Here is a 22931-nt window from a genome sequence, read left to right as displayed (position 1 = left end):
AGCTCATGCTTGGATTGACTAGAATAAATCATTAAAGGTCAGAGAAAAACATTCCATGCCCAGCGAAGAAGAGGATCCTCGTGATCAAATGCCCAACCTCTCTCCTCTACCTACCTCGAAAGAGCTGCTGCAGCTTCCTCTACAAATCGTAGTTTCTTTTATAATTTTGGCCGCATTATCCTATCTAATTGGCATGGGAGGAATAGTGCCCAAATTTGGTTTATAAAGCAACCGGAGAAGCTTGAGGACTAAATAGACATTGTTGATATGCAGCTTTTGACAAGTATATCTATTGTCAGAAGACTTGCTAAAGGTTAAATGGGCACTTCTAAACAAGATGCTTGCCTTCAAGCATTTTTCTATTTTTCCCAGGAGATACTTGCGAAGCACTAGAATATCTTCGAAGTAAAAGCACCTATGAGCAAGAATCAATCAAGAAGCAAGGTCATTTCCTTGGATTGTGAATCTTGGGTAAAAGTGAAATGTGATGGTGGTTATGAATATCTAAAAGGTGATGAGCTACATCATCTGAGAGATGAACTTAAATTACCCCCACAATCAACACAACATAATTTAATGAACAAAAACCCTCAAGGGTCAGGTTCTGGTTTAACGAAAAAGGATTATGAAAAGTGCTGTGAGGTCAAGTAGGATCTATATCCCTGGATGGAAGCATGTAGCCCGATCAGGCTAGCTTTCGATTAGCTTTAGACTGATAACTAACTATAAAGAAACTAACGAAAAGCAATGTATTGAAGATGGCGGGTTGGAGACTATTGCTAGTGGTGAGAACCACCCCACCCCTAAGACGAATTACACTGAGCTACACTTGGGTGAATCATTAACTGATGATGTCCAAGAAGGTGTTGGTTATGATGGTCAACAGCTTGGCATCGTGAGAAGCTCCTTAAAACAACCGTTTTTATTCTCCCGCTTAGAGAGTCATGACTAAGGACAAAACTGACTTGGCAATCCTTTTGTCTAAGGATGAAGACATTAAACCCCCTGATGAGGATAATGGTAGCTGGAGATTTGACTATATGGATGATGAAGTTATCGAAGAGTTAATGAGGGTTGGTATCACCAAAAATACCTATGAGATTTTTCTGATCGACGTCTTCGAAGACAAACAGACCTTCATAGAAGAACACCTAAATGGTGACACTTCAATCGTAGACATTTATTCAGATAATGACGAGATGTTTAGAAATAACTATCAGATAGGCTGTTACTGGGTGAACAAGCACTTGAACAACAGTCATTATAAATTCAACTTTCCCTTTGTTGTTTTCTACCATCAACAACATAGAAAGGAGGAATGGACACGTTACGTTTCTGTAGATGAATGATTGCCACTTCATATGAATAGTCATATACCTAACTAGGGAGAATCCTATATTGAGATATCATATCGAATTCTATTCACTGACATTCACTACAAGCCAATATATGGTCTTAATGTGATTCATAGAGGCGCCTGCCCCGCACGCGCTAACAAGATCTATTTTGACGAGTAGATTTTACTCCAACAGCCTAAGAAATCTTTTGTAGTACAATCCTTTTCAGAAATAGAGTATCAAACCCATAACAACAGCCATACAAACATTATCCACAGATTTAAGGAGTACTCCCTATAAAAAAGCAATGGAGTATGAGTATATATTGGCTATAGATAATCAGTAAACAACTGACTGGATAGACATTAAGACAATAAGTGGATCTTCTTCTATCCTCCTCCTCTCACCAAGGACTTTTCCATACATAGCGCCCACTGTTCTCCTCCCGAGTGACAGCTATGCAGTTGGTAGAAATGAGCCAAAGAGCCTGAAGAATTGGTGTGGGATTGTAGAGGTATACCTTTGGGAAAGCATTTTTCAGGGCAACAGTCGCTTTGCCCGCATGGTAATGAGGCATGCAAGGTGCGATGTGATGAATAGCATGAGTAGAGCCTATCTTGTGATGGAGGAAATCAATTACTTTTCCATATGGCCTATCAATCGATAGGAATGCACCTCGCAATTGGGAAAATTCTGAACTTCCAAGGTGGGGAACATCAGTATCAGTATGATGCAACCAAGTGTAGGTCACTAGCCAGATATTAACTACTAACAGAGGAGCTATATAAATTGCGAAAACAGTAACAAAGCCATCATGCAGGGTCCAGGCAATCAAAGCAAACAAAGTCAGGCCAATCCCCCAATCAGAAAGCCATACTTTATTTATCCATTTTTTTGTCCACAATTTATTAGAGAAAGGTGCGATCGGCCAGAAGTGATTCGATAGGCCATATTTTGGGCCTCCAGTCTTCCCAATAAGCAAATAGGCTGGCCAACCAAAAATCAGATGAAGCACAAGCTGAAATAAACCATATTGAACTTTTCCTAATTTGCCTGCCATGGCAATATCTTTTTCTCCACCAGCTTGCTCATCAATTCCATTGCCACGAATAACCAAAGGCACGTGGGTCTCACCATTGGCGATATGGTTTGTATAGGTATGATGAACTAAATGTGAACGCTGCCATGAGAAATAAGGAACAAGAAGCATCGAATGCAACACATATCCAACGAATGTTTCTAATTTCCTATTTTTCGAAAAAGCACCGTGTCCACATTCATGGGCGATGACCCATAAGCCCATTGCTGTTGTGCCAGATACAAGCCAGTAGAGAAGCCAAACAGGCAATATTTCAACACTAAGAGGAATGGAGAACCCTATAAAAATTACAATGGCCTGTATAATCAGAGACTGCGCTAGATAAGCAAGGGAAGTGTTGGTGCTGCAATTCAAGCATTGACGAGGCAAAACAGCCTTAATTGCAGCCAGATCAGGTATATCGTCTTTAGAAACCTGAAGCGCCTTTCCATTGAGGCCAGATATCATGATCTCTTTAGCAGGTTTTTGTCTAAAAAATGTTTTCTCATGACTTTATGAATGATCATTCAATGTCTATGGTTTGAAAGGGCTCAGTGAATAGGATAATTGATAGCATCCATGATTGCCGCTTTATGGGCAACTCAAGATGAAGGCAAATCATCTTGCTTAGCTTATGAGCCAGTATGCTTGTTGCTTAGCCTAACCATCAGCTATCTAGGTCTAAGTAAATTTCTTTACTCTAAGGTAATAGGGCATCAGTAATTAATGTGAGATTGCCTTTAGAAATCGAAGAGCTTCAATGACTATCTCTACTTGAAAAGACTTCCATATTGGCCCTTTAAACGATGTTTCTCCGATTATGGCCCGTCACATCCATAGAAGATAGCACCTTGCAGTATTTAGCTTTGACGGGCCTTAGTGATGGAGTGCAGAACCTTCCTAAAGGTCACCTATGCCAACAGCAATATCAACACCAATACCACAATGCTTAGAGATCTCTGCCCAGCACTCGCTAACAAGACCTACTTCAACTAGAAAGCACTACCCCAACAGCCTCTAAGATCTCCTGCAGTGCAAGGCTTTTCAGGAATAGAGAATCAGACCTATACCAACAGCTATACCAACATTATCCGCAGATATCAGAAATAATCCCCACAAGAAAAAATCCATGAGAGATAGGAGTTTGTGAATATCAAGCAGGCTCCTTCGCTCTGGTGCTCACGACTCAACGCATCTTGTTCGCCCTAACAGATCACGTCTCAAGGAATAGACGTGCGTTGCAGAGGGGCTATGGGGTCAAATCGATCTTTCTACATACGTTATATCGCTTCAGACATTTGTGTAATGAAACCTCAGCCCGATCTAAAATTATTTTTTCTAGTAATTTCTTCAAGGAGCGCTACTATTGATAGAACTAGAGCATCTAGGTGAAATCTAAAACCATGCTGATGGGATTAGCTATTCTACTTAGTTCTGCTATTGATATTAACCCTATTGAAGCTCAATACAGGAATAAATGGATTCAAGAAGGTTGGGTTGAAGCATTCTGTCGGCCAGAAGGATGTACTTGGGTTAAGAAAATGGGAGGAACATGGCCGAGGATTTATTATTTAATTAAAACTCCTGCAGGGCGAGGTCATAGTTCCTTTGAAGGTGATTGTAAGAACTGAAGGTTTCGTGCTATAGGAGAACATTATAAAGATGGACATACTAAATGGCACTCTGTATTGCCAGGTACTAATTCACTTAAGTGGCATAGCGTGGTCTGTCATCCACAGTTTAGGTAATCTCAAGCAGGTTCCTCAAATATTCTAGTTCTGTTAATTCCTCTCAGGGCCTGTGACTCAGATCACAACTAGCAATGATTGGAGTCAATGACGTAGTAGAGAAATTGGCAGATGATGTGTTTGTCGGCGGAAGAAATTCCAACGAACTTAAACACACTACTTATTTTTAATCATGACTACTTTTAAAAATCAGATCACCGAAGCTGAATTTGAAGCACTCGTTATGAGTGAGCTTGAAGACATGGAGCTTTCTCTTGAGCAGCTTGAAGTGATTAGCGGTGGAGGCTGGTTAAGAGATAAAATCAAGCAAGCACTTGATTGGGTCGAGAGTACGTTGGGCGACGGTGATGGAAAGCATGAATGGAGCGACTACAAAGACGAAGTCAAGAAAATCATTGATATCATCGTTCCAGGCCCGTGTGACCCAATCCCAGGCCCTTCAGGTCCTATTAACCCAAACCCAGGTCCAAACCCAGGTCCTTGTTTTTAATAGAAGACTGATGCTTTTAGATAGGGAATATTTTTATATGCATGTATACGGCAAATAAAAATTTCTCAAAGCAAATTTTTGCTACCCCGCGATTGAGCGGGGTTTTTTGTAGCCTTTTCAGCTTGTAATTAAGATCACAGTTGAAGATGACTGAGATCATCACAGCTGTTGCTGATTTGGGAGATAGTGTGTTTGTCGGCGGAAGAGATTCCAACGAACTTAAACACACTACTTATTTTTAATCATGACTACTTTTAAAAATCAGATCACCGAAGCTGAATTTGAAGCACTCGTTATGAGTGAGCTTGAAGACATGGAGCTAACTCCTGAACAACTGGCATTCGTAACTGGTGGGGGCTTCTGGTCTTGGGTTAAAAAAACAGCCAAGAAAGCAGCCGACTGGGTCGAAAGTACTTTGGGTGATGGTGATGGAGAACATGAAGTGAGTGACTACATTGACGAAGTCCTTGCGGTTATTGGTTTCCTATCTAGTAAGAAAAGTGACAAAAAAGACTGACCCCTTCTAGACATGAAGTGTCTTTATCACCCCGCCATTGAGCGGGGTTTTTTGTAGCCTTTTCAGCTTGTTATTAAGATCACAGTTGAAGATGACTGAGATCATCACAGCTGTTGCTGATTTGGGAGATAATCTGTTCATCCGAGGGATAAGTCCCTCACAACCAATCCAAGCTAATGACAAACAACGAACTTACGGTTGAAGAGCTACAGGCCATCAAAGGTGGTGGTGTATTTGCGAAGTTGGACGGCTTCAGAGCTGAGCGAATGGCTTTAAGGAGTCTGGCTCAAACAGGTGATAATAGTTTTGAATACTATGGTGATATTGTCTTAGATAATGCTGTACGGGAACACGTGCGAAAGAACGCCGAGCCTTTTCAGTTGGATTTTAACAGGACAATCCTCAATAACCAATAGAAACACTATATAAACCCAAGCTGATTCATCTATTATTACATTCATAGCAATTCCGCTGAGGTTAGCTATACTCAGGAAAGAGTATTTACCCCTAATGACTGGCCCCAAGGAGACAAACGATGAAATCAATGAGGAACTCTCAACAGACGAGTTGAAAGGTGTTAATGGTGGAATAATGCTTCCTGGTGAAGGGACTAATTTGAAAGGGAATGGTCCAGAAGGTTCAGGTTCTGTGATGTCACTCAAAGATTGGAAGAAGTCAAGACAGGGAATAGGACCCAATCCCTGGGATCCAATAGGAATAGGACCCGATCCTGGCCAGTGTTGTCTCAACAACCTACGCCAATCTAAATAACCAATGAACTCATCAATAACAAAACCAGATTGGATTTACATGGGTCTCTTCCTTGTCTTGATTATTACTCAAATTCCACAGTCAGTAAGGAACCACAAGATAAATGTTTGTAGAGATAGCATAGAGAACTATTTTGATTACCAACGTGAGAGAAAGACAAAACAGTGGGACACGAAGATGAAGGAATTGTTTGATGAGACCAGACACTGTAGACACTTTCTAGACATTGAAGGTGGTCGTAATAGTCGTGGTCCCTTTTTCCGTCACTAACCTTATTTTCTTTTGACTTTATTTTCTAGTAGAAACCTCTATCAACGATTAGACTATGTTGAGAGTATTTGCACCTAATGACTGACCCTGAAAAAAGAAGAGTAAAAGATTGGAACAAGAGAAATGAATCATAGAGAGGATTGGGTAACTGACAAACGAGACAGGATTATTGAAAGTAGTAAAGGGATGGAATTCGATGAGGGATCAGTCTCTGTTGGTGTGAGGAGTCTCATTAGTAATCTTAGTTTCTTGTTTCGTGTTCTTGATGAGTGTAGTTACATCAACATCAAGATAAGAGATAAACTGATGACGGTAACTGTAACTATTTCTGATTACAATATTCTCATCAATCCCTATCTCGAAACTGATGAATGTCTAAACCAATCACAGGAAGACGAAGATTGGATTACTTATGAATGGTTGAAGGAATTTGGATTGGTTGAGTTGATGGATAAGGAATGGAGGAGGACTAATGAGGAGAAGGAAAAGATAGAGGAGGAAAGACAAAGACTTATTCAAACGGTAGATTGGACTAATGAACAATTACCATCAGGAGAGGACTAATGACAGAACCACCTCTTCATCTTTTTCCTCATCAACAAAAGAAGAAGTTGAGAGATTTAGAAAATGAACTTAGGATTTATAACTATATGAAGTGGTTCATCCTACTCCTTGTTTTGTTCTTCGTTGGTTATAGTTGGGAGGAGTTAGGAATCACTAAACTTATCTTCTTTCTTTTTGGTTGTAGTTATGGTTGGTTCGTTCAAAGAGGGAAGGAGAAACACAAGGAAGTGTTAAGGTGGAGATTGATGGTCAATCCAAGTGTTGATAAAGGAGGTGACTGATGGTCGACGATATTCGTGAAGAGATTGACAGACTAAGGAAACAGAACAATGACTATTATGTGAAGGAATTGACAAAAGGTTCTATAACACCTGAATTTCAAGACCCTAGTAAATTGTGGAAGGAATTAAAAAACAGGAATAAATTGTCTATTGGGGTGATGTTGTTTAGTGTTGGGGTTACTCTCTTCTGTGTCTTCTACTACTCGGAGACATTGGGGTTTAGTCCCATTATCTTTTGGTTTTTAGGTGTCCAGTATGGTAACTCAAACGAAGATAAGGATGAGACTGATGACAAGATAAGGAAACTGGGGTACTATTTCAAGAGACGTAAGAAGATAGAGGAATTGGAGAATAGGGATTATCAGGACAAAAAGTAATCCACTAATAACTTTTACTTATCAAACCTTTATCATTGTCTATCATGAATAGAACTTCATATCTTTAGTCATTAGGAGGTACTAGAGGTCTGGTTGGGACAGGAAAGAAATCAGGTTGGGATAGAGATGATTGCAAGTCTGAGGATTTCTTTGTCTGTAAGTTCGAGTTGACCGGCTAGGCAGATTGCCTGATGCTTTTCTGCTTTAGGAAGACTGACTGAGATAGGCCTAGAGCGACCTGTATAGCCCTTGTTTGTTGTTGACGCGGGGGCATCTAGAGTTGCCTTGCAGGGCCTTAAAGCCGCTTCTAGATACCTCATGCTAGGCGATGCGAATGGCTTCCCTTTGATTACATTGAAGCGAGTTAATAAGACCTTCTAACATTTGATCTTCTTGCGCAGATAGCATAGTTGTCATGCGTGCTGCACACTTTTGAGTTGATTGAATGATTGGATGCTTTGAAGAGTCAAAGCGGTGCTGCTTGATGGGAAAGAAGGTCTTGGATTTTGATGTTGTATTGAACTTGTTCCGGTTATTGTTGGCCATAGTTAACCTTCAAATATTTTTAGTAAATCGACTGTCTTTTTTCAAGACAACGAATGAACTGCCTCAACAACCTTTTTCCATACCGAACCTCCATACATTTGTATCGTAGATCGAGGGCTATGGCCTAGAAGCAAACCTATGACCTTTTCTGAATAGTCCAGCTCAACGAGCTGGGCAGTTACTCGATCTCTGAAATCCTTGGGTGATAGACCTGTTATTTGTTTGCATGGCTTTGAAAGATTATGCCCCCAACGAATTTCATTTGTTTTGCGATCAATTGTTTTTAAGCTTGGCCATATCAGACCGGTAATTCTACGCAGTTCCTGCATTAATTCATAGATCTGTGGATGTAAAGGGATTTGACGTTGTGAATAATGGGTCTTTAAACTTCTCTCATCAGACAAAATAACATTGAAGCGATCATCATTGATATCTTCTCCTTTTAAACCACATACTTCAGAAAGACGGCAACCACTGTAATAAAGGATTTGAAAGATCGGGAGATATTGACTGTTGCTTTGATCCCACTCATTAATGGGCCGACAAATAAACGAGCCTTTCTTTTGCAACTGCCTAGCAACCTCTCCAGGAGTCAATCGCACTGAAGCTGGTAAACCCTTAAAAATATGCGCTACACCTCGTACTTCACTCAAGCTGGTCCATAGGCCTGAGAGATAAGCCAGCTGCACTTTTACAGTGTTCTTACTTAATCCCCTAGCTAACAACTTTTGCTTGTAGGCCTCAGCCATTTCGCGCGTACACGAAAGAGGGCTCGCTACTTGGCAAAAACTCATGAACGCTTCTAGAGCCTTGACCCACTGCACGTAGGTTCTTGAGGCAGGTTCTTTTTGCTGACGTCGTAACTCAAGCAAGTCTTCTGGCATCAACAAGCTCTCAGACTTTTCGATGCCTTGGAGCAGATCAAAACCTCTTTTGGCCTGTTCACTACTTAAGAGGCCTTGAACTCTCAACATCTCAAGGCCGACTGCCATATCACCCTTCTCAGCCTGAGGAGTCAGCTCAGGCAAAGCCTCTAACAGCTCATCAGTAGTCAAGGCAGCTTGCCCCCGTGCCTCCGCAATCAGCGCATCAGTTCTCTGCAAGAAAGCCTTCTGGCGGGCTCTGGCCTCATGCAGAGTCTTCCCACCTGGCTCTTTAAACACTGCTTTGCCGATCACGCTCCTCAAATCCATAGGAACTGCCCGTTGCAACACGTAGCTTTGACGAGCCTTAGTGATGTAGTTCGGGACCTTTCTGAACGGCACCTATACCAACAGCTATACCAACGCTATTCTAGTGATGCTTAGAGATCTCTGCCCAGCACTCGCTAACAAGACCTACTTTAACTACGGCGGCCAAGGCCCCCTGCCAACGCCATCACTAGAAGCAATCACCTGCAGCTGGAAACGTATTCAGGAACTAGGGCCGTTTACCAACGATGTGTGGCCCTATGTGGCCAAAGAAATCCAGGCCACGCGTTCACAATTAGCCAAGCTCTGCGGCGTTACCCCCCATCGCATCGCCCTCACTGAAAATGTCACCAGTGGCTGTGTCTTGCCGCTCTGGGGCCTGCCTTTCTCAGAAGGCGATCGCTTGCTCATTAGCGACTGTGAACATCCAGGAGTTGTTGCTGCATGCATTGAACTGGCCCGCCGACAACACCTGGCAATAGACACGCTGCCTGTAAAAAACTTGCGCCATGGTGCTAACGATCAAACGACTAGCGACAGCCTTGTGCTGGAAAGACTTGAGCAACACCTCAAACCAAACACAAGGCTGGTAGTGCTCTCCCACCTGCTTTGGAATACAGGCCAGGTGATGCCGATCTCAGCTGTTGCTAAAGCCCTCAGCCATCATCCACAACAGCCTTTCTTGCTCGTCGATGCGGCACAAAGCTTCGCCCAAGTTCCGGTACAGGAAGCAGCTGTCGCTTCAGATATCTATGCCTTTACGGGGCACAAATGGGCCTGCGGGCCTGAAGGGCTTGGTGGAGTCGCCCTCTCAGAACGGGTGCTCATCGAAGCGAATCCAACCCTGATTGGGTGGCGCAGCTTGCAGAACGAAGGCCATCTTCGACACAACCAGGCCGAACTCTTCCATCACGACAGTCGCCGCTTTGAGGTAGCAACCTCCTGCGTGCCGCTGATGGCAGGCCTGCGCTGTTCGTTGGAGCTGCTCGAAACCGCAGGCTCTCAGCAGGAACGACTGAGCCAGATTCGCCAAGGCAGCCAACAACTATGGAATCAACTACAACAGCTCACAGGCGTTGAAACACTGCTCAACAGTGCCCCAGCCGCTGGTCTTGTCAGCTTTGACTTACCCCAAGGCCCCCCAGCTCCTGATGTGGTTCAACAATTAGGAAACGATCAGCTCTGGATTCGATATCTAGAAGATCCAATCTGCCTACGTGCCTGCGTGCACATCACCACTGAAGAGCAAGAACTCAACACACTTACAACCGCACTCAAGCAGCTAGCTTGCAAAGGAGAGCCAAGCAATTAGCCGTTAGCTGCGTTATCTTATTTGCCAAAAGCAGATATATAATTGATCTCAAAAAATTGATCTCAAAAGTTCCATTATCGACGACAAAACAAGTCTACGAATCAGAAGCAAAGTCAAATCCAGCCTCTAAAGAGCATGCCTGATGTGCATCAAATCATAAAGACATTGATTAAATGAATTTAAAAGTAAAAACAGCCGATACTTAGACAAGAGAGGTGAATTTATTCAACACTTAATTAGCACTTACCCAAGCCGGCAAAGTAACACTTCGGCGATGATCTCACAAAACAGCTATGCTTGAACCGTTAACTCGGTTTCAGCAGAGATCAGCTGCTGAAGGAAACGGGGAAAGTTCGGTGAAAGTCCGGCGCTGTCCCGCAGCTGTAAAGCGCAAACGTCCGTCTTAGAGCACTTGCGCAAGTCAGAATACCCGCCGAATTTCCATCGACGAGGATCGAATCATTCCTACCAAGCTTGCCCATCGGCACCCTTCCACACTATTCCGCAGCCACAGCTGGCTCATTGCAGCCATCCTGGCCACTCCAGCATTACTAGCGATGCTGGTGAGGCCAGCTTTCGCCCATCACCCCTTCGCAATGCCAGAGGCGGGAAATCTCAATGCCCTGCAGGGTTTAATCAGTGGGGTTGGCCATCCACTACTGGGGCCAGACCATCTCTTGTTTCTGTTGGCGATTGGCTTCGTGGGCTTGAACAGACCACGCCAATGGCTGGCACCTTTACTCTCAGCTGGTCTTATCGGTAGTGCGATCTCCCTACTCATCCCACTCCCAGAAACTCTCTCTGTTTATGCAGAAGCACTTGTCTCACTGAGCCTTGTCGTTGCTGGCCTTGTAGCTTTAGGCAAAGCATCTCCCTTGCTTTTGGCACCTTTAATTTCCCTACATGGATATCTATTAGGCGGAGCAATTATAGGAGCAGAACCAACTCCATTAACAGCTTATTTCCTAGGCTTATTCATTAGTCAGGGAAGCATACTATTGCTTGTCACAACATATTCAAAGCGTCTTCTTGATAGCATAGGCAACGGCGCGCAACACATTGCCGCAGGCATTTGGATCGGCATTGGAGCCGCTTTTACCTGGTCACTATTAATTCCTTAAAAGACAAGCCACTTGTAAATCAAGTCTTCTATTTTAAACAAAGCAAACAGTTGTCCACATGATGAAAAATACAAGACTTGAGCCACGATCACTAGACCCTTTAAGAGCCACAACAAGATCAACAACGTCAAGGCCTTATTTTGTTCTTAGTCTGAACTTTTTGTTAGCACTAAGAACAAAACCTCATCAAGCAACCTCTTTTCGATAGAGGGTTCATCAAATTTGCAGTCGCAATCTGAGCGCCCGCTCAGCTTCCTCGCGATCATCAAAATGCACCTTGCTGGTTCCGAGGATCTGATAATCCTCATGGCCCTTGCCTGCCACCAACACCACATCACCAGGAGCTGCCTCGGCAATCGCAAGCGCAATCGCCACCGCCCGGTCAACCTCCACAGTTAAGGCTGTGCCTTGAGGGATTCCAGCCACCACATCAACCAGTATTTGCTGGGGATCTTCTGTACGGGGATTATCTGAGGTCACCACCACTCGATCGGCCAACCGCGCTGCAATCGCAGCCATCTGAGAGCGCTTGCCACGGTCTCGGTCTCCTCCACAACCAAACACGCAACACAAGTTTTTACGGGTGAACGGCCTGGAAGCCGTCAAGGCATTCTCCAGACCATCAGGGGTGTGGGCGTAATCCACCAACACAGTGGGCACTTGACTGGCATCAGCGGCAGGGATCAACACGCGCTCCATCCGCCCAGGTACGCCGCGGAAGTCTGCGATCGCTTTCAACAACAACGGCAAGGGCAAGCCCTGTTGCAACAAGACCCCAACCGCCTGAAGCAGGTTCATCAAGTTGAAGCGACCCAGTAATGGAGAGTCAAACCAGCCCTCACCACAAGGGCTGATCAGGCGACCTTGAACCCCAGCGGAGCTCATCGTCAGCTCCGTCATTGTCAGTTCAGCATCAGCTCGCTGCAAAACACCCTCGGCAAGAGAGCTGCGCCAACAGGTATCGCCGAGACGCTGGGCCAATCTTGCGCCCCAGGGGCTATCAATATTCACCACCGCCTTAGCTGATCCAGGTTCCAGCAACGGTGGTGCAAACAGCTGCGCCTTGGCCTCGAAGTAAGCCTCCATCGAAGAGTGATAGTCAAGATGATCTTGAGTGAGGTTGGTAAACACGGCGCCAGCAAAACGACATCCCGCGACCCGTTGTTGTTCAAGGGCATGAGAGCTCACCTCCATCGCTCCCAACTCAGCACCGGCCTCAACCGCTTGCGCCAACTGAGCCTGAAGGCGATCAGCAAAGGCCGTGGTATGCGTTGCGGGAACGCTGTAGTTAGGCCAGCGATTCACGAGGGTGCCGAACAAGGCAGTTGATCTGCCCACAGCCACACTGAGATGCTCAATCAGATGGGTGGTGGTGGTTTTGCCATTCGTCCCCGTTACCCCGATCAGAGCAAATCTCGAGGAGGGCTGCTGCCAAAAGGCCGCTGCCAGCTGTCCAACCCATGCTGCAACCGGCTCCGGTACCACCACTACCGCATCTGTAGGCCCAGGCGGCTGCAAGGCTGCTGCTGCGGGTCCAATCACCGCCGCCTCTGCACCAGCGGCCAAAGCCTGACGCCAAAAGCTGCCGCCATCAACCTGTTCACCAGGTAAGCCCAGGAATAAACAGCCTCGAGCAACCGAACGGGAATCACAGCTAACCATTGCAAGAGAGGGATTCGCCAATCCCTCCGGCACAGGGAGTCCTACAGCCCGCAACAATGAATGGAGCATCTGGGTCATTCCAGGCCCGCCCATGAATGGAGCCGTTCTAGTCCGATCCAAGCGCCTTGGTGCAGGCCTGTTGCAACCAGCGGAACAGTCCTTCCCCCCCAAGCCGCGGCGACACCCGCGGCAGCTCTAGCGAAAACTGTTGCTCCAGTTCAACCAACACCAAAACAGGAACCTGCAAGTCGTAATGGTCGCGGATACTGGCGGGTGTCGCACCATCATCGATATCGATCACACGCAGCGTTAAAGGTGGTTGGAGTTGATCCAAAGCCAGCTCGCGCAGGCGTTGTTCAAGCCCCTCACATAGACAACAACCATTGCGGCTGTAAAGCAACAACTTCAAGGCCTGCATTAATCAGGCACCGGGTCGCAACCACAGGGGGTAAAAGGATGGCAACGAGACAGGCGCCGCAAGGTGAGCCAACCACCGCGCCATGGTCCATGACGCTGGATCGCTTCAAGCCCGTAAGCACTGCAACTTGGGATGAAGCGGCAATGGGGCCCAAGTAAAGGGGAAATCCAGGTTCGATAAAAGCCAATCAAGGCCAGCAGCACTGAACCAATGGCTCGGTTGAGCAGTGCAAAGATGCCGCCAGATAGAGTATTGGATTCGCGCATGGCGAGCCGAAGGCTGGGCCTTGAGGTCCAGCATGACGTATCGGGAGCGCGAACTATTCTATCCAACCTGCCTTAACTCATGTCTCGATACCGCGGCCCTCGACTGAGGATCACGCGGCGCTTGGGAGATCTACCAGGTCTCACCCGGAAGGCCGCTAAGCGGTCCCATCCCCCCGGTCAGCACGGCCAAGCCCGTCGCAAGCGCTCCGAATACGCAATCCGCCTTGAAGAGAAACAGAAGCTCCGCTTCAACTACGGGATTTCCGAACGGCAGCTTGTGCGCTACGTGAAGAAAGCCCGTGCCCAAGATGGCTCTACAGGAACCAACCTGCTCAAGCTGTTGGAGAACAGACTCGATAACGTCTGCTTCCGCCTCGGTTTTGGGCCCACAGTTCCAGGTGCTCGTCAACTGGTGAACCATGGCCATGTGACCGTGAACGGCCGTGTTCTCGACATTGCTAGTTACCAATGCAAACCCGGTGATGTGGTTGCCATTAGAGAGCGCAAAGGCAGCAAAAAGCTGGCCGAAGCGAACCTAGAGTTCCCCGGATTGGCAAATGTGCCGCCACACATTGAGCTCGATAAAGCAAAAATGAGCGCCAAGATCATTAGCAAGTGCGAACGCGAATGGGTCGCACTTGAGATCAACGAACTACTGGTGGTGGAGTACTACTCCAGAAAGGTTTGAATCAAAATCAGCCAAGCGTTCTTCAACAGGCCCCTGCTTTGCAGGGGTTTTTTGTTGCTGTTGCCTACCCTGCTCAAAGCCCTCTCTAGGTCGTGGCCCCAGCTCAAAGCGATCAACAGCAGGTTGCAGGGATCAGCACCCGCGCCATCCACCACGGCGAAAGCTTTGCAGCAGAGACCGGTGCCGTAATGCCACCGATCTTTACCAGTTCAACCTTTGCCCACGGCAATCCTCAGGGCTTCGACTACACCCGTTCAGGCAATCCCAATTTCCGCATCCTCGAATCAGTGTTGGCAGCCGTAGAAAGCTGTCAATTCGCCACTGTCTTCGCTTCAGGGGTGAGCGCCATCACAGCCATCGCCTCAACACTGCAAGCCGGAGATCTGGTGCTCTGTGAGGAAAATCTTTACGGCTGCACCGTGCGCTTATTCGAGCAAGTTTTTAGTCGTTTTGGTGTACAAACAGCCTGGCTGGATTTCACCAATCCATCAGCGCTTGATGCCATTGCAGTTCAAAAACCCGCAATGATCTGGCTGGAGAGTCCAACCAATCCCCTGCTCAAAGTGATCGATCTAGCAGCCGTCTGTGATGCCGCTGCAGCAGAAAAAATCCCAGTTGTCGTCGACAACACGTTTGCCACAGCCCTACTGCAACAACCACTGCAGCTAGGCGCCACCCTCTCACTCACCAGCACCACCAAATACATCAACGGCCATTCCGATGCCCTTGGTGGTGTGGTCTGCAGCGACGACCCGCAATGGCAGCAAAAGATGGTGTTCGCACAAAAGGCCTTGGGATTACAACCCTCCCCATTTGACGCCTGGTTGATTACTCGCGGCATCAAAACCCTGCCACTCAGACTGGAACGCCAAATCACTAATGCTGCCGCCATCGCTGATCAACTGGCCAGCCATCCACGCATGCACTGGGTGCGCTATCCATTCCGTTTAGACCATCCCCAGCAGGCTGTAGCCCTCAAGCAGATGAATGGTGGTGGTGCCATTGTCACGGTCAGTCTCAACGCTGACCAAAGTCAGACTTACGCCTTCTGCAAGAGCCTGCGCTATTTCACGATGGCCGAAAGCCTGGGCGGTGTTGAAAGCCTCGTTTGTCATCCCGCCACCATGACCCATGCCTCAGTCGATCCAGATATCAAGCGAAAACTTGGCATCGATGATGGTCTGGTGCGCTTCTCCGTGGGCTGCGAAGACCTCGCTGATCTCAGAACAGATTTAGATCAAGCCCTCAAACAGCTGTAGTGAGCCCACGCGACCTACTGCAGGATCCCTGCTGGCACGCTGATGACCTCGGCAAAGCTCTACCAGATATTCCCCATGCCGTTTCGGTAGCCCTACCCCGCTGGCAAGACGTGGTCGCCTATGAGGAGAAAGACCCTGCTTGTCTTAAGGCCCTGCAGGCCATCTACCCCCGTTTCGGCTTCCATCCACTGGTAGCAGAGATCGCCCAAAAAGCACGGGAAGAGCATGGCTGGGCAGATGGCAGTGCCTGGCCCTATCCCACTGCTGCTGCCGCTGAACGAGCCAGATTTCATTGCCAGCGCAGTGAGCCGATGGCAAAAACAAGCATCAAAACCGTACTGGGCCTGCCATGTTTGCTCACCGACGCAAAAGGCTGCAGCGCTGCCAAGGCCTTCTGGCAACACAGCGGCCTTGGTGCATCCTCACGTCAGGCTGCTAGCGCACTTGGGCAGGAACCTTTTCCCTCACTGCAAGCCAGTGCAGCCGCCCAGACGTTGCTAAAACAACGACTCGCAGAGATCTATGGCTGCGACTCAGAGCTCGTGCAACTCCATCCCTCCGGGATGGCTGCTCTCACCAAAGCCCTGCAAGCGATTACGGCTCTACGCCCAGGCAAACCCTGTTTGCAGCTTGGCTTCCCCTATGTGGATGTGCTCAAGCTGCCTGAGGTGGTGTTTGAAGGTTGCGACCTTCTACTGACAACAGATCTGAACCGATTGGCCCTGGAACTTGATCGCAGACAACCAGCCGCTGTGATCGTTGAGCTCCCTAGCAACCCCATGCTGCAGTGCGTCGATCTGCCAGCGGTAGCCCGCCTAGCAAAGGCTCGAGGTATCCCCGTGATCGCTGATGACACCATCGGCTCACCACTCAATCTTGATGCGCTGCCCCATGCAGATCTGGTGTTTAGCTCCCTCACCAAAAGCTTCGCCGGCCGTGGTGACATCCTGGCGGGTTCTCTCGTCGTCAGCCCTAGCTCCCCCTGGCGAGAGGAGCTGTCCAGAGAGTTCTCGACTGCCCTTGCTCCCCTGGGGGATGCCGATGCCATCGCCTTAGAACAAGCCAGCCGAGATGTGGCCCAGCGGCTGCCGCAGCTCAACAACGCCTGCCAAAGATTGGCAGACAAGCTGGCCTGTCATCCCTCTATTGCTCGAGTACACCACCCAGGCCAATGCACCAACTTCAAAGCCCTGATGCGCCCTGGCGCCGGCCACGGCTGCCTGCTCTCGTTTGAGCTATGGGGGGGGATAGAGCAAGCCAAGCGGGTGTATGACGCCCTGCAGGTCTGTAAAGGTCCAAGCCTCGGCACAAGCTTCACGCTGGTGTGCCCCTATGTACTGCTCGCCCATTACAACGAACTGAGCTGGGCAGAATCCTGTGGAGTGCCCAGCCATCTGCTGCGCGTATCCGTAGGGCTTGAAGATCCCGATACCCTTTGGCGCCGCTTTGAGATGGCCTTCAAGGCCTAACCGTAAGCAACCCATCACATGGTCGTCACAACAGATCATCGTCCTCACCAATAGAGCCAAATTCCAGCTAATGATGTGGTCGATTCATATGCACGCATGTCCCGCATTTACGAAGACAACAGCCAGGCAATCGGCAACACTCCACTGGTCAAACTGCACGCCGTCAGCAAAAACGCCAAGGCAACTGTTCTCGCAAAGATTGAAGGCCGCAATCCCGCCTACAGCGTGAAATGCCGCATTGGCGCCAACATGATCTGGGATGCCGAAAAGCGCGGTTTACTGAGCAAAGAGCGCACGATCATTGAGCCCACCTCTGGTAACACCGGCATCGCTCTGGCCTACACAGCAGCAGCCCGCGGCTACAAACTGATCCTCACCATGCCCGAATCAATGTCGCTAGAGCGGCGGCGGGTGATGGCAGTGCTTGGTGCAGAACTCATTCTCACAGAAGCCGCCAAGGGGATGCCAGGCGCCATTGCCAAGGCAAAAGAGATCGCCGAAAGCGATCCCCAGAAATACTTCATGCCCGGTCAGTTTGAGAATCCGGCCAATCCCGACATCCACAGCAAAACAACCGGTCCAGAAATCTGGAACGACTGTGATGGCGCCATTGATGTGCTCGTGTCTGGCGTAGGCACCGGCGGCACGATCACAGGTGTCTCCCGTTACCTCAAGCAGGAGAAAGGCAAAGCCATCATTTCTGTAGCCGTCGAACCAACCCATAGCCCGGTCATCAGCCAAACCCTCAACGGGGAAGAGGTCAAACCTGGTCCTCACAAAATCCAGGGCATTGGAGCCGGCTTCATTCCCAAAAACCTCGATCTTTCTTTAGTGGATCGTGTTGAGCAGGTCAGCAATGATGAATCCATCGCAATGGCCCTGCGCTTGGCAAATGAAGAAGGTCTACTGGTGGGCATCTCCAGTGGTGCGGCAGTTGCAGCGGCTATTCGTCTGGCAGAACAACCCGAATTTGCGGGCAAAACCATCGTGGTAGTGCTGCCAGATATGGCCGAGCGTTATCTCTCTTCAGTGATGTTTGAGAATGTGCCCACAGGCATCATTCAGGCCCCTGTAGCTGCCTAAATCGCCTCCAGCTTGAAACAGATCAACAGGGGCGGGCCGCTGGCAACACCGCCTCTGGATCAATCCACATCGCATCGCCATAAGAGAAAAAGCGATATTGGTGCTCAATGGCCTCGGCATAGAGCGCCAGCAGCCGTTCACGACCAACCATGGCACTCACCAACAGCAACAGAGAGCTTTTGGGCAAATGGAAGTTGGTGAGCAGTCCATCCACCACGGCAAAGCGATAACCAGGCTGAATCACCAAATCCACTGGTCCACAAAACGACTGCAGGAATCCCCCACCTGCTAAAGCAGCACCTTCAAGGGCCCTGACGCTGGTGGTTCCCACAGCAATCACCCGGCCTGCTCGTGCTCGACAAGCCATCACCGCCTCAACAACTTCGTCGCGCACCTCCACCCACTCGCTGTGAAGCTGCAAATGGCTCAGATCCTCAGTTTCAACAGGTCGAAACGTGCCTAAGCCCACATGCAAGGTGACACTGGTCAGTATCACTCCCCGCTGCTTTAGAGCCTCCAATAACTCATCACTGAGATGAAGCCCAGCCGTTGGCGCCGCAACGGCGCCGGGGCGGGATGCATAACGGGTCTGATAACGGTCGCTATCACTTGGATCATGACATTTGATATAAGGCGGTAAGGGCACTTCGCCGTAGCGCTCAAGCAGCAACTCAAGCTGCTCGGCATTGGCGTAATGGCTCGGGAACTGCACAACCCGTCCGCCACTAGCGCTGTCTTTACTAACCACCTGCAAAGCAATGGGCTCCTCTCCTGGAGCCTCAAGCCAAAGCTGATCACCTGGGCGCAAACGTTTAGCAGGCCGGCCCAAACACAGCCAGCATCCCTCACCACGCGGCTCAAGCACCAACAACTCAGCCAAGCCACCACCTGATCGCCGCACCCGCAGCCGAGCCTTAAGAACGCGAGTGTCATTGATGACAAGCAGATCACCAGCGCGCAATTCCTCCTGCCAATCCCAAACCTCGGCATGTCGAGCAATGGGAGGCTTCATCCCCAATGGCTGAACTATCAAAAGCCGCGCCGCATGCCTTGGCTCCACAGGCAGCTGAGCTATTCGCTCAGGATCAAGCGGATAGTCATAAGAACTGAGCAGAGAATCTCTTGGATCTAGAATCATTCGTGAGGTATTGCTTTATGAGTGACGTTCAAAAAACCGTTCAAAAAGTTCTGGGTTCACAAACCAGCAAGTTTTTGGTCCGCTGGTTATCCCTATCTATTTTAATGCTCTAGCAGGGAAGAGCCTCCACCAGAGCAGCGTCAGTTCAGCAGCCCTTGCAAAAGGGGTCGGAGCAAAGCAAAGCAAATCTCCTGAAAATCAGCATAGGTTTTCAATCTGCCCTGCTAAGAGCGCTCAGCATCATCCTCATCGCACATTGCGGCACCATGCACTTGATGCTGTTCAGATGAAAGTGAATAGGGCAAAAACTATTGATTTACAGTTCAAAAATTTCTCTTGCAAAATTCATGAAAAAGCCTGCCTCTGTTGGTATTAAGTAAAAACTTTTGTGATCCAAGATGCAATTCATGGGTGCATTCAACTATTTCTGGAGGATTACATCTGAATATCAATTCAAAATCATGATCTTGATGAAATTGATCTCTACCTATCACTCTTAGAAGAAATAATATCTTGTCATTTACTGCATCAGATCCCTTGCAGAGATAAACCATCATGCTGAGCGTTGCAAACTCGATTCTTTCGCATCTGTGCTCATTTTTCAAGGCTATACAATTGTCAGTAGCAATACAAGGTCAAAAGATTTGTCTATGCATGGGCATTAACAGGATCAATTGCATCGCCTGGCCAGTTTCACCATTTAATCTAGTATTTTTTAATAGCACTCCATTAAAAATGACTAAAGGCATAAATCCCTTCACTGCTTGTTTTCTTTTCATTCTCGCTGCATCCTTGCCTCTATCAATCAAATCACAACCAAGCAAAGGTATCACCAATGACCATGATTATTACTCTCCATGGAGTCCTGGGGATGCTGGGGTTTATGTTAACAAGGATGGCTATGCCTTTGATCCCTGCATGTCAAGATTTCCTGAAGATTGCGAGAAGAAACCCTACATCAATCTTGGCAAGTGGCAACGGATTAGTAATGAAGTCATGCAAACACCAAAGGGAACTTTTTTTCTGCAGGAATGAATCTCTCAAGAGAGAAACATCAACCAATGGCCTATTCAGTTGCACAAAAGAGGGATGGGTGAAGAAGAGTTGTACGCAAGGGAGATGTGTAATGGGTGGAATGGGAGATCTTTAATGCTTGCTTGAGTGTGTTGCTCTACGTCAACTCAATTCTGACATTTAGAGAACCTCAGTCGCCCATCCAATCTCTAGTTCCCTTCTCATGATCCATGGATGGCAAGTGCAATTGTGGTGCCCTCTTTTGAGCCTCAGGCCTACTACAGGAGCGAATAGCTAGCAGCAATGCGATGATGTTTTCCCAAAAGCCCCCTACGCCCTCTCTCAAGCTGAAACGCCAAAGTGTGTAGAGAAAGGTTGTCAACCCAAACGACGTCGCTGATCGACTATCCCGCTAGGTAATAGCGCACCACGCAAAAGACTCGGCTGTAGTCGCCAGACAGGGCCTTAAACAAATAGACAGCCCGCTGATTGAGAAGCGTCTGATCGAGCCAATCGCGAGTGATCACTAGCGCCATCACCACAGTGGTCGTGCGCTCCGGATGAAGCTCTTCCTGCTCTACGACATAATCACAAAAAGGATCAATCACCGAACTAAAGCGACTCTCCAAAAGGCGGAGCTCGAGTTCACCGGGATGATCGCCAACAAGTCTGTCCCAGGCGGTACGAATTGCGTCTGGATCATCATCATCGCCGAGCACAAAGACAGCCGTCACGGAATCAGCAATGGAACATCCATAACGCAACGCTTCCATGGAGGCACGCCACAAACCCGGAATCCAAACGATGCAGTGATTACCCAAAGGAGGTTGGCGAGGCGCCACCTGCAATGGGCCAAAGTCAGGCTCCAAAGCGAGCGCTGCATAAGCCTTTCGATAGCGGCGACGAATCTGCGCCAGACTCCATACCAATGCAGGGATGGCAATCACCACAGTCCAGGCACCCTCCTGGAATTTGCTCACCACGATCACCACAAGCACCACAAAAGTGGTGACTGCACCAAGAGCATTCATCAACAGTCGGCCCTGCCAACCATTCCCCCGCAACCGCCACCAACGACGGACCAATCCCAGCTGAGAAAGGGTGAAGGCAGTGAAGACCCCCAGGGCATAAAGGTTCACAGCAACAGTGGTATCGCCTTTGCAGATCACGATGATCAGCGCCGTGACCAGCAAAAGAACGCCAATACCGTTCTGGTAGACCAAGCGATCACCAATCCAGCTCAACTGCCTTGGCAGGCAATGATCTTCTGCCAACATCGCCGCTAAACGAGGGAAACCTGCAAAGGCGGTGTTGGCCGCCAAAACAAGGATCAAGAGAGTGGAAAGCTGCAGAGCCCAAAGCAGAACACTGCCCGAACCAAAAGCCCGCGAACCGATTTGAGCCAACACAGTGACCCGATCATTCGGAGCGATGCCATACATGTAACCCAGCCCACTAACCGCCAAAAACATGGCTGCGAGCAACACACCCATCACCAACAACGTGCGTCGGGCATTGACCACCGCAGGTTCCTGAAAAACTTTCACTCCATTGGCAATGGACTCAATACCAGTCATCGCTGAACAACCTGAGCTGAAGGCCCGCAGGATCAAAAACCACCCCAACGGCTGAACGGCTTGCACAGCTGGTGGCATATCCGGCACAAAGCCATGCTCAAAAATCAGATCCTTCAAACCGGCAAGGATCAACAAAGCCACCATCACCACAAAGGCATAGGTGGGCAAAGAAAAAAGACGTCCAGTCTCTTTGAGGCCCCGCAGATTGGCCCAGCCAATCAACGCCAACAAAAGCAAGGCAAGCGAAACCTCGTGATCGAGCATCGATGGCACAAGGGAGGAGAGAGCCTGAGTGCCAGCCATGAGGCTCACCCCCGCGGTAAGGGTGTAATCGATCAGCAATGCCGCCGCTGCGATCAAACCAACGTTGCGGCCAAGGTTTTCGCGTGCCACGACGTAGGAGCCGCCCCCTTTCGGATAAGCCTCAATCGCCTGGCGGTAGGAGAGCACAACGATGGCAACCAGAGCAATAATCGCCAGGGTGATCGGCACAGAAAAGCCAAGTGCACCGCTGCCGCCAAGAATCAGAACACCAAGTGCAGCTTCAGTGGCATAAGCCACTGACGACAAGGCGTCCGAAGAAAGGATCGGCAAAGCCTGAACACTGGGCAGCCGCTCATCGTCAACCTTATTGCGGAGGAGTGGATGCCCCAGAAGTTTCTGGAAAAAGCTCAAGTCGTCTTGGAATCGTTTTCTTCAGGATGCACAAAAGGAAGCAAACGGCACTTTCACAGGTCTATGACGTAACACCGAGA

At 48.5% G+C, this 22931-nt stretch carries 20 protein-coding genes and 1 riboswitch; of the genes, 13 read left to right on the top strand and 7 right to left on the bottom strand.

Features of this window, described 5'->3' with window-relative positions; all coding sequences use genetic code 11:
* Positions 1–944 precede the first annotated feature (944 nt).
* A complete protein-coding gene (locus tag SIB68_RS00430; RefSeq protein ID WP_063399660.1) occupies positions 945–1349 on the top strand; it encodes a hypothetical protein in 405 nt (134 codons plus the stop codon).
* 391 nt (positions 1350–1740) lie between these two features.
* Here SIB68_RS00430 and SIB68_RS00425 read toward each other — a convergent pair whose 3' ends face one another.
* Positions 1741–2883: a fatty acid desaturase gene (locus SIB68_RS00425; protein ID WP_063399661.1), complete on the bottom strand. Its 1143-nt coding sequence runs from the start codon at positions 2881–2883 to the stop codon at positions 1741–1743.
* Positions 2884–3803: 920 nt separating this feature from the next.
* Between SIB68_RS00425 and SIB68_RS00420 the strand changes: the two genes are divergently transcribed.
* From SIB68_RS00420 to SIB68_RS00400, 5 genes are all read left to right on the top strand, one after another.
* Positions 3804–4046, top strand: coding sequence for a hypothetical protein (locus SIB68_RS00420; protein WP_155724909.1), 243 nt, complete (start codon positions 3804–3806; stop codon positions 4044–4046).
* Positions 4047–4335: 289 nt separating this feature from the next.
* Entirely contained in the window at positions 4336–4653 is a 318-nt protein-coding gene (locus SIB68_RS00415) for a hypothetical protein (protein WP_063399662.1), read from the top strand.
* Between the two features lie 244 nt (positions 4654–4897).
* Complete coding sequence (locus tag SIB68_RS00410) at positions 4898–5170, top strand: hypothetical protein (RefSeq protein WP_063399663.1); 273 nt, start codon at positions 4898–4900, stop codon at positions 5168–5170.
* Positions 5171–5346: 176 nt separating this feature from the next.
* A complete protein-coding gene (locus tag SIB68_RS00405) occupies positions 5347–5586 on the top strand; it encodes a CCRG-2 family RiPP (protein ID WP_063399664.1) in 240 nt (79 codons plus the stop codon).
* A 748-nt stretch (positions 5587–6334) separates the two neighbouring features.
* Positions 6335–6775, top strand: coding sequence for a hypothetical protein (locus tag SIB68_RS00400; RefSeq protein WP_063399667.1), 441 nt, complete (start codon positions 6335–6337; stop codon positions 6773–6775).
* 1245 nt (positions 6776–8020) lie between these two features.
* Here the strand turns inward: SIB68_RS00400 and SIB68_RS00395 are convergent.
* Positions 8021–9244 (bottom strand): site-specific integrase, encoded by a 1224-nt coding sequence (locus SIB68_RS00395; protein ID WP_155724910.1) that lies wholly within the window; start codon positions 9242–9244, stop codon positions 8021–8023.
* A 34-nt stretch (positions 9245–9278) separates the two neighbouring features.
* On the opposite strand from SIB68_RS00395, the gene SIB68_RS00390 reads away from it, so the two are divergent.
* A complete protein-coding gene (locus SIB68_RS00390) occupies positions 9279–10481 on the top strand; it encodes an aminotransferase class V-fold PLP-dependent enzyme (protein ID WP_063399673.1) in 1203 nt (400 codons plus the stop codon).
* Between the two features lie 294 nt (positions 10482–10775).
* Positions 10776–10934, top strand: a riboswitch (cobalamin riboswitch).
* 104 nt (positions 10935–11038) lie between these two features.
* Positions 11039–11602, top strand: a complete 564-nt coding sequence (locus tag SIB68_RS00385; RefSeq protein ID WP_063399787.1) for a HupE/UreJ family protein — start codon at positions 11039–11041, stop codon at positions 11600–11602.
* Positions 11603–11818: 216 nt separating this feature from the next.
* On the opposite strand, the gene SIB68_RS00380 is transcribed toward SIB68_RS00385, so the two are convergent.
* The 3 genes from SIB68_RS00380 to yidD are packed head-to-tail and all read right to left on the bottom strand — an operon-like array spanning position 11819 to position 13948.
* Positions 11819–13342: a UDP-N-acetylmuramoyl-L-alanyl-D-glutamate--2,6-diaminopimelate ligase gene (locus tag SIB68_RS00380; RefSeq protein ID WP_063399674.1), complete on the bottom strand. Its 1524-nt coding sequence runs from the start codon at positions 13340–13342 to the stop codon at positions 11819–11821.
* A gap of 28 nt (positions 13343–13370) precedes the next feature.
* The gene (locus SIB68_RS00375) at positions 13371–13682 is read right to left on the bottom strand and encodes a glutaredoxin family protein (protein WP_063399675.1); all 312 of its coding nucleotides are present in this window, start codon (positions 13680–13682) and stop codon (positions 13371–13373) included.
* Positions 13682–13948, bottom strand: coding sequence for a membrane protein insertion efficiency factor YidD (yidD, locus tag SIB68_RS00370; RefSeq protein ID WP_063399676.1), 267 nt, complete (start codon positions 13946–13948; stop codon positions 13682–13684). The genes SIB68_RS00375 and yidD overlap by 1 nt, the downstream gene beginning before the upstream one ends.
* 79 nt (positions 13949–14027) lie before the next feature.
* Here yidD and rpsD point away from each other — a divergent pair, with 79 nt between their 5' ends.
* From rpsD to cysK, 4 genes are all read left to right on the top strand, one after another.
* Positions 14028–14636, top strand: a complete 609-nt coding sequence (rpsD, locus tag SIB68_RS00365; protein ID WP_063399677.1) for a 30S ribosomal protein S4 — start codon at positions 14028–14030, stop codon at positions 14634–14636.
* A gap of 92 nt (positions 14637–14728) precedes the next feature.
* Positions 14729–15895 carry a trans-sulfuration enzyme family protein gene (locus tag SIB68_RS00360; protein WP_063399678.1) on the top strand — a complete coding sequence of 389 codons (1167 nt, stop codon included), beginning with the start codon at positions 14729–14731 and terminating at the stop codon, positions 15893–15895.
* Positions 15895–17364, top strand: a complete 1470-nt coding sequence (locus SIB68_RS00355; protein WP_063399679.1) for a PLP-dependent transferase — start codon at positions 15895–15897, stop codon at positions 17362–17364. The genes SIB68_RS00360 and SIB68_RS00355 overlap by 1 nt, the downstream gene beginning before the upstream one ends.
* Positions 17365–17460: 96 nt before the next feature.
* A complete protein-coding gene (gene cysK, locus SIB68_RS00350) occupies positions 17461–18447 on the top strand; it encodes a cysteine synthase A (RefSeq protein WP_063399680.1) in 987 nt (328 codons plus the stop codon).
* A 22-nt stretch (positions 18448–18469) separates the two neighbouring features.
* Here cysK and queA read toward each other — a convergent pair whose 3' ends face one another.
* Positions 18470–19585 carry a tRNA preQ1(34) S-adenosylmethionine ribosyltransferase-isomerase QueA gene (queA, locus tag SIB68_RS00345; RefSeq protein WP_063399681.1) on the bottom strand — a complete coding sequence of 372 codons (1116 nt, stop codon included), beginning with the start codon at positions 19583–19585 and terminating at the stop codon, positions 18470–18472.
* A gap of 555 nt (positions 19586–20140) precedes the next feature.
* Here queA and SIB68_RS00340 point away from each other — a divergent pair.
* A complete protein-coding gene (locus SIB68_RS00340) occupies positions 20141–20620 on the top strand; it encodes a hypothetical protein (RefSeq protein ID WP_155724911.1) in 480 nt (159 codons plus the stop codon).
* A 383-nt stretch (positions 20621–21003) separates the two neighbouring features.
* Here SIB68_RS00340 and SIB68_RS00335 read toward each other — a convergent pair whose 3' ends face one another.
* Entirely contained in the window at positions 21004–22851 is a 1848-nt protein-coding gene (locus SIB68_RS00335) for an APC family permease (RefSeq protein ID WP_063399683.1), read from the bottom strand.
* Positions 22852–22931: the final 80 nt, after the last annotated feature.

It is taken from the genome of Prochlorococcus sp. MIT 1323, from assembly GCF_047304905.1.
Classification (GTDB): Bacteria; Cyanobacteriota; Cyanobacteriia; order PCC-6307; family Cyanobiaceae; genus Prochlorococcus; species Prochlorococcus marinus_D.
Note: the sequence above shows the minus strand (reverse complement) of the source record. Positions and strands in the feature narration are given on the sequence as shown.